Source organism: Lysinibacillus sp. CD3-6, assembly GCF_006351725.2.
In the GTDB taxonomy this organism is placed as follows: domain Bacteria; phylum Bacillota; class Bacilli; order Bacillales_A; family Planococcaceae; genus Lysinibacillus.
This window is the reverse complement of the sequence record NZ_CP085880.1, coordinates 2,299,017-2,312,271: the sequence shown is the minus strand read 5'-3', so window position 1 is coordinate 2,312,271 and position 13,255 is coordinate 2,299,017. Positions and strand designations below refer to the sequence as shown.

The 13,255-nt window shown below is 34.0% G+C and carries 11 protein-coding genes, 1 pseudogene and 1 other annotated feature; of the genes and pseudogenes, 3 read left to right on the top strand and 9 right to left on the bottom strand.

The window, feature by feature from the left end; translation table 11 throughout:
* Positions 1–285: 285 nt before the first annotated feature.
* The 8 genes and pseudogenes from FH508_RS11215 to FH508_RS11180 all read right to left on the bottom strand — a co-directional run bounded on the left by FH508_RS11215 (position 286) and on the right by FH508_RS11180 (position 7,419).
* A complete protein-coding gene (locus tag FH508_RS11215; RefSeq protein ID WP_172771404.1) occupies positions 286–2,001 on the bottom strand; it encodes an ABC transporter ATP-binding protein in 1,716 nt (571 codons plus the stop codon).
* A 19-nt stretch (positions 2,002–2,020) separates the two neighbouring features.
* The gene (locus FH508_RS11210; protein ID WP_172771939.1) at positions 2,021–2,494 is read right to left on the bottom strand and encodes a lanthionine synthetase LanC family protein; all 474 of its coding nucleotides are present in this window, start codon (positions 2,492–2,494) and stop codon (positions 2,021–2,023) included.
* A 323-nt stretch (positions 2,495–2,817) separates the two neighbouring features.
* Positions 2,818–3,717, bottom strand: a pseudogene (locus FH508_RS11205) (DUF5915 domain-containing protein).
* Between the two features lie 18 nt (positions 3,718–3,735).
* Positions 3,736–3,974: a binding site (T-box leader), on the bottom strand.
* 36 nt (positions 3,975–4,010) lie between these two features.
* Complete coding sequence (locus FH508_RS11200) at positions 4,011–4,859, bottom strand: DUF2785 domain-containing protein (protein ID WP_172771403.1); 849 nt, start codon at positions 4,857–4,859, stop codon at positions 4,011–4,013.
* Positions 4,860–4,892: 33 nt separating this feature from the next.
* Entirely contained in the window at positions 4,893–5,297 is a 405-nt protein-coding gene (locus FH508_RS11195; RefSeq protein WP_172771402.1) for a hypothetical protein, read from the bottom strand.
* Between the two features lie 142 nt (positions 5,298–5,439).
* A complete protein-coding gene (locus tag FH508_RS11190; protein WP_172771401.1) occupies positions 5,440–6,402 on the bottom strand; it encodes a DUF3221 domain-containing protein in 963 nt (320 codons plus the stop codon).
* Positions 6,395–6,910: a sigma-70 family RNA polymerase sigma factor gene (locus tag FH508_RS11185; protein ID WP_172771400.1), complete on the bottom strand. Its 516-nt coding sequence runs from the start codon at positions 6,908–6,910 to the stop codon at positions 6,395–6,397. The genes FH508_RS11190 and FH508_RS11185 overlap by 8 nt, the downstream gene beginning before the upstream one ends.
* A 68-nt stretch (positions 6,911–6,978) precedes the next feature.
* Positions 6,979–7,419, bottom strand: coding sequence for an Lrp/AsnC family transcriptional regulator (locus FH508_RS11180; protein ID WP_172771399.1), 441 nt, complete (start codon positions 7,417–7,419; stop codon positions 6,979–6,981).
* 140 nt (positions 7,420–7,559) lie between these two features.
* Between FH508_RS11180 and FH508_RS11175 the strand changes: the two genes are divergently transcribed.
* The 3 genes from FH508_RS11175 (at position 7,560) to FH508_RS11165 (ending at position 10,272) form a co-directional block, all read left to right on the top strand.
* Complete coding sequence (locus FH508_RS11175; RefSeq protein ID WP_172771398.1) at positions 7,560–8,144, top strand: DJ-1/PfpI family protein; 585 nt, start codon at positions 7,560–7,562, stop codon at positions 8,142–8,144.
* 195 nt (positions 8,145–8,339) lie between these two features.
* Positions 8,340–9,341 (top strand): permease, encoded by a 1,002-nt coding sequence (locus FH508_RS11170; RefSeq protein WP_228134490.1) that lies wholly within the window; start codon positions 8,340–8,342, stop codon positions 9,339–9,341.
* Between the two features lie 10 nt (positions 9,342–9,351).
* Positions 9,352–10,272: a TIGR03943 family putative permease subunit gene (locus FH508_RS11165; RefSeq protein WP_172771397.1), complete on the top strand. Its 921-nt coding sequence runs from the start codon at positions 9,352–9,354 to the stop codon at positions 10,270–10,272.
* Positions 10,273–10,314: 42 nt separating this feature from the next.
* On the opposite strand, the gene acnA is transcribed toward FH508_RS11165, so the two are convergent.
* On the bottom strand, positions 10,315–13,020 hold the full coding sequence (acnA, locus tag FH508_RS11160) for an aconitate hydratase AcnA (protein WP_172771396.1): 2,706 nt from the start codon (positions 13,018–13,020) through the stop codon (positions 10,315–10,317).
* Positions 13,021–13,255: the final 235 nt, after the last annotated feature.

The window sequence follows — 13,255 nt, the reverse complement described above, 5'->3', positions numbered from 1 at the left end:
GTTCTGAGTTTTCCTCGAATATTTGCTTGTTTTTGTCATATAAATCCTTTATTTCTGGATTATCTTTTGACAACTTGTCAACTCTTATATTTATTTTCCTTTGTGGAGTTCCATAGCCCAATGCTACATATGCATTTATTATCAAATCAACGATTAAATCAAAGATTATAAACATATACTAACACTCACCTCATAATTAGTTTTTATTAACGTTTGTCATTACTATTTCAGTGGCTTGTTAAAAGATTTAATTCAAGTGTTATCATATGAGTATCCTTTAATAAATTATTTAATAGCTTGAGTTTCTACAAATAAAGCATATTTTTTATGAGTTTCTAATAATTCTTGAAGTAATCCAATTCCTGTTATTTCCCCATTATCTAAGAATATAATCTGATCTGCATTTTTAATGGTAGATAATCTATGGGCAATTACTATAGTGGTTCTACTTTTCATCAATTTCTTTAAAGCATCTTGTACTAATTGTTCGCTTTCACTATCAAGACTAGCTGTCGCTTCATCTAATAAAAGAAGATTAGGATCACGTATAAAAGCCCTACCAATAGCAATTCTTTGTCTTTGCCCACCAGATAGTTTTATACCCCTTTCACCTACAAGAGTATTAAAGCCAGCTGGAAAATTTTTTATAAATTCATATGCATTTGCAAGTTTAGCATACTGTATTATTTTTTTATCATGTACATCATCTACTCCATACATTAAATTTTCTTTAATAGTGCCATTTATCATAGCGCTTTCTTGCATAACATAACCAATAACATTACGCCATTCTTTTAATCCATAGTCTGAAATAGAAACTCCACCATAATAAATAGCACCTACTTGTGGTTCATACATACGTTCTATTAAATAAAAGAGTGAAGATTTTCCTGATCCTGAAGGTCCGACTATAGCTGTAGTTTTATTTTCAGGAATCGTAATATTTAAATTTTTTAATACATTAACTTTTCCATCGTAACTAAAGCTTAAATTTTTAATTAATAAGTTAGAATCTACATCATTTATTGGGATGTTTGAGTTATATATTGCTTCTTGGGGCATAATGTATATTTCATACAATCTCTCTGTAGATCCTATAGTTTTTTTATACTCAGTATAAAATGAGGATAAAGATGCTATAGGAGTTATTGATTGAATTAAGTAAAAGAGTATAGCAACAAATGTACCTGCAGAGATTTCCCCATTAGATACTCTAAAACCACCATACCCTATTATTATTAAAAGCATTAGCATCATTGTACCTGTTACAATTGGCGATACGATTGCTTGAATTTTGGCTTCCTTTAAATTTAAATTAAATAGTTCAAATAATTTTCTTTCCCCATTATTAAACTCTTTCGTTTCAGCACTATAACTTTTGACAAGCCTTATCTCAGTAAGTACCCGATTTAAAAAACTAATAAAATTAGCAGTTTCATTTTGCAAATTCAGAGATATTTTATAAGTGAGGTTCCCTATAGGTAATATTACAAATAAAGTAACTGGAATAATTGATAACATTGCTAATGTTAGTTTCCAATCTAATACAATTAACATTGTTACTGAACCAATTATAATGATAATTTGCGAAAGTAAGTTAGGGATTTTCTCTGAAATAAAACTATTCATATTTTCAATATCATCTGTTAATCTACTTATTGTTTGTCCGCTGTCGTTACTATCAAAATAGGAAATTGGGAGTCCCAAAACATGATTCCACATTTTGCTTCTTATACAATATATTGCATTACCTCCTATATATTTCAGCATATAAAAAGAAACTCCACTTAAAATGGAGTTAACAATAAAAAATACAATTAAATATACAACCCAGCTCCATTTAATATTATCAATTGAAAAGTCATCAATTATAGTTTTTGTGATAATTGGGAGTACTAAATTTATTAAAGAGGAAAGTATAGATAAAGTAATACTAATAATAATTATTTTCTTTGGCCAATTAACTAATTTAAGTAAAACTATTAGGTGATTTTTTTTCAATTTTTTAATGTCCCTTCTCTTAATTGCTCATTAAAAAAAGACTTTCCCATTTGGTAAAAGATTTTCTTTTGATGTAATACAAAAGAACTAGGTATATGCCAGAATTCCCAGTTAACAGCCCAGTCTTATTAAATTTGTATTTTTCATTATTAAATGCTTCTATATCATTAAAGCCAAATTTTGATTTTTCATCATATCTTTTAATAAGTTCTTCGATAAAAAAACTTTCCATTTCTTCGAAGATTGGAAGTTTTGTATCTTCATTCATAATTATTATTAAATGTAATAATCCTGCTATTCCATGATAATAGCTAGGGGATATTAAATTGTATTCGTTTTTATGTGTATTTACAGTGTTAAAGAATTCCAATGAAAACTCTTTTAAATAGCTATTGTTTAAGGCTGTCCCTGATTTCCATATAGTTCTAGCTATAGACAAGTCCCCATAGCACCAACTAAAGTTAATTCTATTCGATCTCCCCTCTTTAAAAATAAAATTTGAAAATAAAAATTATTTTTACAATTAGTATAAAATGCCTTTTGCAAGATGAAAAGTATATATTTTTTGAATATTTTGTGAACTAAAATGATATTATTTGTAGGAGGAGACATCTTGAAAACGATTAATTATTAAAATCCTAAAGTGGCAAGCTATCTATGTATGGGTGGAATATTTATAGTCTTAGGTTTTTCTCAAGGTTTAATCTTCTTTCTAATAGGGCAATTTTATGCGTTATTATTTCGAATAAAAATAATAAGAAAAGCCGATTAAAAGGTTTTAGCGCTTCTTTTAATCGGCTTTTCCAAAACTATATATTAGAAATTAAAAGTAATCTCGATTTCCTTATCAAACAATTTCGCCTGAATCACATTTTCTCCTGTTTTCACTTCCCCGAATAAAATGTCATTTAACAATACATTAGCTTTCAATAATGCAGTATAGTGTTGGATGATTTTCTCAGTTTCAGCATCTGCAGAGATTGAAATCGAAATATATTGTTCAACAGGTAATTGCCATTTTTTTCGTGTATCTTGGATCGTACGTATTAACTCTCTTATTTGCCCCTCCTAAAGTAAGTCATTCGTTAGTTGGGTATTCAGTAAGACACGACATCCATTCTCTTCTGCCAATAAATAATGCTCCTTAATGACGGATTCTTTTAACACATGTGATTTTAACAAAGTAAGTTGTTGATGATCAATATCTATTGCAATTCCACTTGTTAACTGTAGTGCCTTTTGCTCTGCTTCACTTAATCGCGTAACATAATCTTTTACTTTATGCACTTGTGATCCAAATGCTGCACCAGCTGTTTTGTAGTTTAGTTTGTAGTGAATGGTTTCATAAGCAGTAAAGTCCTGTGTCCACTTACATTCCTTCACATTTAATTCATCTCGAATAATATCATTATACTGAGCATAATCTTCCACTTCTCCAACTACTGACATCACCATTTCCTTTAATGGCTGCTTCACTTTAAGTCCTTCACTATTACGAATACTTCGACTAAGTTCAACGACAGCAAGGACATTTGCCATCTCTTGTTCCAGTTGAAGGTCAAGTAATGATGCATCGGACTTTGGATAGTTTTGTAAATGTACACTTTCCCCACATAAACGTCTATACACATCATCCGCAATAAAGGGCGTAAATGGCGCTAGCAATTTACTAACAGTTGTCAATACCTCATACAGTGTGCTGAAGGCACCAGGCATACAAAAACCCCGTCCCTTACTTGGGACGGGGTTAACCGCGAATACCACCCTAATTCTATTGAAAACCGCTCAATAGTACTCAGCAACGTACAATCATACGTGTTCTTTTTAACGGTAGACACCCGAATTAGCTTACTCATTTCAGCTAATCTTCTCAGAGAGGATCTTCATGAAACATTTGCACACCGACTTTCACCAAAATGTCGGCTCTCTGTAGAACAAAATGTAACACTACTCTTTCTCATCAACGAATTTGTATGCTTTTATTGTCACTCATCTTAACAAACTGCCATTTACTTGTCAATATTCAGACATTCTACGACGCTTTGATGAAGTGCCGTATATTGAGGACTATCAGCAGTTTGAATATAAAAACTTTTTAATAATGTTTTCCAGTTAAATCGTACTATTCGATAGTGCTGTACATCAAGCTGTTCCTTTTGAGCAGCTAACGTTGCCATCGTTTCATTTAATAATGCGATAACTTCTTGCTGCTGCAAACCTTGTTTTAGCATTGTAAAAATAGGTACTAATAGCCTTTCATCCTCATCATGAATGAATGCATAATTTGTTTGCAACATCATATTCCATAAAGGACGTAAAATATCCATAAAAGAAGATTTCTTGAATTTCGGGCTTTTCACTAATTCATCTACTGCGTCTGACGCATGTGCCACACTATGAGCCCACCCTTTTACAGGTATATAACCTCTTACATCTTTTTCAGTCAATAAATAAGTGCTGAACCTATTTGTAAGTTCATCGATTTTGTGCACTTCTATAAAATCAGCTTCATTATCTTTTGCTAATATTAGTGCGATTAGTAACAAAGTAAACGTTCTAGTAAAAACTGAATCTGAATTATCTTCTCCAATGCCTTCACATAATAAAACAGTTAAACAGTAGTCCAACATATCGCTTAATATGGCATAATCTAATAAATTTTGTTCTAAAATCATTGTATAAAAGGAACCATAGATTAATCCGTCTCGCAGTTCGCTATCTACTGAACCAATATGTGCAAGCATTGACTGAATGAGTATTTGTTGATCTGCTTGTTGCCAGGCATTACTGTCATTTAGGAATGCATGAAGTTCACGTTTCAAATCAACTTCACTTAATAATTTTTCATGTAATATCATATGTAGTCATTTCTCCTTTTGTTTTCAACTTCTTTAATCTTGAGTTAAATGCCATAATTTTTCCAATGAGATGTCCGCTAATTGATAGCCATACTTGTCAACTAGCAAACGATCAATAGCGATTTCTGGTTGCTCGGTATAAAATTTTGTTATTACATCACAATGCGCAAGTGCTAAATGCTCTGTTAATTGCTTTGCCAACTCCGCTAATGGCTCAATATGCCCGTCTTGTACATCGCTTTCTGAATAAACGCTAACGGATACATAATTTGTTCGTTGCTCGTCTTCATCCATGATAAAATCAGCTATCTCCAATTCTTCAACTGTGGCTTTTCTTCTTTCATCCACGATAACCAAGCTGTAATGGACTCGTTGAATACGTATTGTCCAGACTTCCAAATCTGTTAACCTTAATGTCCGTTCGAAATAATCAATCAATGATATAGCTCCTTTTTCATTTTTATACAGTAACTTACAATAAGTGTACCTTAATCCAAATAAAAAAACAGCTTATACTTGTAAGCTGTTTTTAAGGGGTGCAATTCTATTTCAATTTTTAACTATATAGAACGCTAACTTCTTATTGATATTCCTCCACTATTTTTATCCCTAAAATATCTTTATAATCTATAAAAGATTTAGAACCATCATTCCCTAATGCCTGACTATATTCCACTTCCACTTTATCTCCAATTGTTAGAGTTTTAGGAACATCTACTAGAGGGAACCATGTACCATTTTTATGTTTTTGTACAAGTTCGTCTACTGATAATTGACCGATATCATTTTTAATGACGCCTGAGACCACTAAAAATTCATTTTCTTTGATTGCTAAGACTCTTCCACTTCTTACTGGAGTCATTTGACTTTCCTTCTCAGGGATTTTATATTTCTCTCGTAAGATGGTAATGTCTTTATCATAATGCTGCTTTAAAAAATCCATTGCTTCTTGCTCGACAAGCCATCCCCTTACTTGGTCACTAGTATCTTTATAATCGGTATTACTTACTTCCATTAGTAAATTGACTGTGGCCATTTTATAAGCAATTGGCTTGGCATATATAGCAATAAACTCTTCTACTGAGATTTGCAGTTTTTGTAGCCGTTCATCCATTGTTGGCATTGTATCATAATTAAATTCATTCATAATCAATTCTAGTTCTTGATGTACTTGCTCTTGTGAAGGTACTATCTTCTTTGATTTCGCATAGGCAAAGTTCGATTCAAGATATAAAAAATTATCAAAACTTGCTCGATAGAGACGCTCTTTCCCATTCATATAAGAATCCTTTTGTAGCTGTAGTTCAAGAATTCTTTCATCTAATACTGGAGGAATAATTGAAGCTTGTTGTTGATAATCTTTGTATTGATTAAATATAAAAAGTCCTAAACATATGCTCAAAATCATTGTCAGCACACCATATTGCCAACTCTTTGAAGCTTGTTTTTCATTACGTTGTTCTATATGCTGAACAACGTTGGTCATTACACGCTTTTTGCTTTCTGTTAAATCCCTTACTACTCGAATATCGACTTTACTCATGCAAAAGCACCTCCCATTCAACCTGTTGTAGTATCGGTTTTAGTAACTCTCGCGCACGTCGTAGCCTCGTTTTAATAGTACTTTCAGGAATATTTAACAGCTTCGCTATCTCCAGCACAGACATTTCTTCAAAATAAAAATGGATGATAACCTCACGTTGCTTTAATGGTAGAGTTAGGATAGCATTTTCAATTAACGTTTTTTCATCTTGCTGAACAAGCATATCTCTTCTCATGATTGTCTGTTGATTAAAAATCTTTTGTTGCACCTGAATTTTCCGATATGTCCAACTCCTTAAATAATCTTTACTCCTGTTAATGACAAGTGTCGATAAAAAAGCCTTTAACTCACCACGTTCATCGTATTTTTGTTGGTTATTATAAAACTTTATAAAAACATCCTGTACGATATCTTCGGCACTTTGTAGATCTCTTACATAATAATAAGCAAGACGAATAAGTCGTTCTGTATGTAGCTCCATTATTTCTTCCAGTTCGTTTACTAGCAACGTATCGCCTCCCTTCTCTACCCTATAAACGGTGCTCAAGATACAAAGGTTTGTTTTTTGGGAATTTATTATAGTTTTTCATCAAAAAATGGAAGAATCATTGTTTTTTCATGTGAAGAGAGCACAATATTTGTTGATGGCGTACCGTAAGGCATTGCGTCATCAATAAACTGTTCTAACGTTTCTACTGAGTATGTGGCAAGTTTGACAATATAGCTAATTTCGCCAGCTACCCGATAGCACTCAAGGACATCAGGATGAGCATGACAAAAATTCGAAAGACTTTTGCAATCAATCGATTTAAACAAAATAATAGCCTGAATAGAGCGATCCATTTTCTTTAAGTTCACCTTCGTTGTATAGCCTTCAATACTCCCTTGCTCTTCTAGCTTTTTCACTCGTTCTATTACAGCTGGCGACGATAAATGAACGATTGTCGCTAACTCTTTCATTGAAATTTTTGCATTCTTCTGTAATTGGCGTAAAATTTCAGTATCAATTGTATCCATGCGAATCCACCTTTTTTTATAAATTGATTTCTTCATAATTCCATTGAATATTAGGAAAACACTATTAATTACATTATATAGCGTATGTAATTAAATCACTTCCTTTATTACAATTAAAAATATAAAGGAGGCTAGCTAAGATGAAAAAAATATTATTACTTTTAGCAAATGGCTTTGAGGCTGTAGAAGCGAGTGTCTTTACAGATGTGCTAGGCTGGAATAAATGGGAGGGCGATGGCACAACGGAAGTCGTAACAGTAGGATTACATAAACAGCTCCAATGCACATGGAATTTTTTGGTCACACCAGAAAAGTTGCTACATGAAATTGCACTAGAAGACTTTGATGCATTAGCAATTCCAGGAGGCTTTGAGGAAGCGGGATTTTATGAAGATGCTTTTAGTGATGAATTTCAGCAAGTCATTACACACTTTAACGAACATCAAAAGCCAATTGCCACTATATGTGTAGCTTCACTAGCATTAGGACATTGTGGCATTTTACAAAATAAACAGGCGACAACTTACAATCATCCAACTAGTAAACGATTAGAGCAGCTCCGTTCGTATAAAGTAGATATTGTCAATGAACGGATAGTGCAAACAGATCACATTATTACATCATCGAATCCAGGCACTGCTTTTGATGTGGCATTTGGCTTACTTGAAATGCTAACAACTTCTGAGAATACACTGAGAGTAAAAGATTTAATGGGATTTAACTAATAGTAGTATTTATAAAATAGGGTCATCTTTTCTTTTTCGTCCGTTCATTCTACGAAAAAAATTGGAGATGATCCTATTTTTTTAATTCAATAGTAATATCGAAAGGTATCTAAACATAATTTATTTTAAAGCGTAACGATTATCATTTATCAATTTATCGTCGATATTGTTAAGTCAAATTTTCAGGAGGCAAATGTGAATCGTCAACTTAGCAAACATTTTTTTAATGCTCGTTTTTTCCTATTGCTGATGATTGGTCTATTTCTAACCCCTACTATCTTTCCAAGCATTTCATTTTTAGTTTCTGTCGGTCCCGCACTATTAAATCTTAATACTATATTTTTGAGTATCTTAATCGAAGCATTACCGTTTGTGCTAATTGGGGTTCTGATTGCTGGGTTTATTCAAATTTTTATTACTGAACAACATATCCAAAAGTGCATACCAAAAAATAAATTTTTAGCCATTGTTATGAGCTGTGTAATTGGAGCTCTTTTCCCTGCTTGTGAATGCGGAATAGTTCCGATTGTTAAAAGACTTGTCTCCAAAGGGGTACCTATTCATGCGGCAATGGGTTTTATGCTAACGGGACCCCTTATTAATCCTATTGTCATTATTTCTACATATATGGCTTTTGGTAATGATTTAAAAATCGCTGGGTTGCGCATGTTATTAGGCTTTGTCATAGCCATTATAGTCGCTTTCATTATTAGTCTAATTTTTATCGGAACACAGTTTAAAAATGATATACGAATCGATCATCCACAGCATCGTGCAGAAAAAATATCATTCGTCAAAAAGTGTACAAACATGGTTAACCATTCTATTGATGAGTTTTTTGATATGGGCAAATATTTAATAATTGGGGCATTTTTAGCAGCTTTTGTTCAAACCTTTGTATCTACTAAAACGCTTGTGGAAATTGGTAATAATATTACATCTTCTATGTTAGTAATGATGCTGTTAGCGTATATTCTTTCTTTATGTTCCGAAGCGGATGCATTTATAGGAGCCTCCTTCAGCTCTATTTTTCCAACTCCATCTGTACTTGCCTTCTTAATTTTTGGACCTATGATTGATTTTAAAAACACGATTATGATGTTGGGAGTATTTCGATTTAAATTTGTACTATCAGTATTAACTATTGTGTTTTTTGTAATCTTTATAATAATATGGCTTATCGCACCTTATATTTAGGAGGTCAATAATGAAATTTCACTTCCAACAAGCGGTAAAAGCCGCTATTTTGCTCGCCTTTTCTGTTATGATTATCAAATTGCATGCAACTGGAGAAATTACGAAATTAATCAATCCGAAATATGAGAACTTAAGTAAAATTGTAGCTATTATCTTTTTCGTTTTATTTATAGTTCAAATAAAAAGGATTTTTACATCTACAAATAATAGCCATCACAAAGATTCGTTATGCGAGTGTTGTTCACATCATACGGCTGATCCGCCTTTTAATTGGAAAAGAATAATATCTTATCTAGTTTTAGTTACTCCATTGCTAACTGGATTTATTTTGCCAACGAAATTTTTGGATGCATCCATAGCCCAGAAAAAAGGTGCTACTATTATGATGGCAAAACAATCTCAGACAGCAAGAAATGAAGAGGAAGGCACGCTAAATCAATCAAATAGTAATATGTTGTTAGAAGATCATCCAATTGATCCAAAACTATTAGAAGAAAAACAAGAAATGTCAAAAAAGGACTATGACAAATTAAAACAACAACTTGTACAGAATCCAATAGTCGACATGACAAATTATATATTTTCTGTTTATTACGAGGATATTAATATTAACTTATTAAAATATCAAGGTAAAACGATAAAACTAAGTGGCTTTGTGTTAAAGGAAAAAGATTTTCTAGAGAATCAGTTAGTCATTTCGAGATTCTTCATTACACATTGTGTTGCCGATGCCAGCATTATCGGGTTTTTAACAGAAATGCCCGAAGCTGCAAATTTAGAAGAAGATACATGGATTGAAGCAGAAGGTAAGATCGATATTGGGGAGTATAATGGCGTTGAGCTTCCTATTATTAAAGTTGAAAAGTGGGAAAAAATACAGGAACCTGTTGAGCCTTATATATATCCAATTGACATTCTCATTAGCAAATAATAAAAAAACCGACCTCCTAAGAGATCGGTTTTGATGAAATAATTATTCAGCAGCTTTCGCGCGAAGAACCATTTGTAGGATACCACCGTGACGGTAGTAGTCTACTTCTACTTCTGAGTCGAAACGAGCTAAAGCTTGGAAAGTTTTAACTGTACCGTCTTCAGATTTAGCAGTAACTGTTAAGATATCACGTGGTTTTACGTTGTCAGTAATGTTTACAGAGATTTCTTCTTTACCAGTTAAACCTAGAGAATCAGCAGATTCACCGTTTAAGTATTGTAAAGGAAGAACACCCATCATTACTAAGTTAGAACGGTGGATACGCTCGTAAGATTGTGCGATAACAGTTTTCACGCCAAGAAGGAATGTACCTTTCGCAGCCCAGTCACGAGAAGAACCCATACCGTAGTCGTTACCAGCAAGTACTACTAAGCCAGTACCTTGTTCTTGGTATTTCATACATGCGTCATAGATGTACTCTACATCGCCTGTTGGCCAGTAAGTAGTGAATCCACCTTCTGTACCAGGAGCAACTTGGTTACGGATACGGATGTTTGCAAATGTACCACGCATCATAACTTCGTGGTTACCACGACGAGAACCGTATGAGTTGAAGTCACGGATTGCAACACCGTTTTCGATTAAATATTTACCTGCAGGTGTATCTTTACCGATTGCACCAGCTGGAGAAATATGGTCAGTTGTAATTGAGTCACCGAACTTCGCCATAATGCGTAAGCCGTCTAAGCCTTTAATAGCTTCTGGCTCTTTTGCAAGACCTTGGAAGAATGGTGGGTTTTGAATGTAAGTTGATTTGTCATCAAATGTGTATAGAGACTCAGTTGATGTTTCAATTGCATTCCATTTTTCGTTAGCTGTGAATACAGTTTCGTATTCTTTTTGGAATAATTCACGGTTAACTACAGTACCTAATACTGCGTTAACTTCTTCAGTTGAAGGCCAGATATCAGCGAAGAATACTTCGTTACCATCTTTGTCTTTACCGAATGAATCTTTTTGTAGGTCGATATCCACAGTACCAGCAAGTGCATAAGCAACAACAAGTGGTGGTGAAGCTAAGTAGTTAGCTTTTACAAGTGGGTGTACACGGCCTTCGAAGTTACGGTTACCAGAAAGAACAGATGTTACGAATAAGTCGTTGTCTTTGATAGCGTCTTCGATTTCAGGAAGTAATGGACCTGAGTTACCGATACATGTTGTACAGCCGTAACCTACAGTGTTGAAACCGATTTGGTCAAGGTATGTTTGTAAACCTGAATCTTCAAGGTAACCAGTTACAACTTTAGAACCTGGTGCTAAAGAAGTTTTAACCCATTTAGGTACAGTTAAGCCTTTTTCTACAGCTTTTTTCGCAACTAAACCAGCAGCGATTAATACGTATGGGTTAGATGTATTTGTACAAGAAGTGATAGCAGCGATTGCTACAGCACCTGTTGGGATTTCTACATCACCTTCAGCAAATTTAGCTACAGAAGTTTTTTCGAATTCAGCTTCTGATAAACCGAAACCTTGAGTACCTTGTGGAGCCACTACTGCTTCTTTGTAACGAGAACGCATTTGAGAAAGTGGAATTAAGTCTTGTGGACGTTTAGGACCAGAAAGGTTTGGTTCGATTTCAGCTAAGTTTACTTCTAATACGTCAGTGTAAACTGGCTCTAATGTTGGATCAAAGAACATATGGTTAGCTTTTAAGTAAGCTTCTACAACCGCGATGTGCTCTTCGTCACGACCAGTTAAACGCATGTAGTTTAATGATTCTTCGTCAATTGCGAAGTAACCACATGTAGCACCATATTCAGGAGCCATGTTAGAAATTGTTGCACGGTCAGCTAGTGGTAATTTAGATACGCCAGGTCCGAAGAACTCAACGAATTTACCAACTACGCCACGTTGACGTAAAACTTGTGTTACTTTTAATGCTAAGTCAGTAGCAGTAGTTCCGTTTGGAAGATCGCCAACTAATTTAACACCGATAACTTCTGGAATTGGGAAGTATGAAGGTTGACCAAGCATACCTGCTTCAGCCTCGATACCACCAACACCCCATCCAAGAACGCCGATACCGTTGATCATTGTTGTATGTGAGTCAGTACCTACTACTGAGTCTGGGAATGTTTCGAATGTACCGTCAGCATTTTCGTTTACGTGTACAACTGGAGCTAAATACTCTAAGTTTACTTGGTGAACGATACCAGTTGCTGGTGGTACAGCACGGAAATTATTATAAGCTGTTTGAGCCCATTTTAAGAAGTTATAACGCTCAGCGTTACGTTCGAATTCAAGGTCCATGTTAGCTTGTAATGCAGATGCATTACCGTATTTGTCAACTTGTACTGAGTGGTCAATTACAAGGTCAACTGGAATAGCAGGGTTGATTTTGCTTGGGTCGCCGCCCATTTCTTTCATTGCTGAACGAAGAGATGCAAGGTCAACTACTACTGGTACACCAGTAAAGTCTTGTAATACAACGCGAGAAGGTTTGAATGGTACTTCTGCTTCTGGATCAGCACCGTTACCCCATTTTGCTAATTCGTTTACGTGTTCTTCTTTGATAACATATGCATCATATTGACGTAATACAGATTCTAATAATACTTTAATTGAGTAAGGAAGGTTTGAAACTTTTGCAACGCCAGCTTTTTCAATCGCAGCTAAGTTGTAGTAATTGTAAGTTTTACCATTAACTTCGAATGATGCGCGGCTGTTGTGTAAATTACCTTGTGCCATTTGCGGATCCCCCTAAATATCTTTTTGAAAAGGCCTAATGTAAAGCATCTTTTCTCCAACACCCATAATAGCGTATTTATATTCATAAGTAAATTACATTAATATTATCTTTTTCAATAAGTATTTCTTATGACATAAAAATTATTTCGTTTATTTAACATGAATGAGCGATTTTGTGACGAAAATGACATATTTCAGCCTAATTTATTGTGAACATTTTTCAAAAAAATATTCA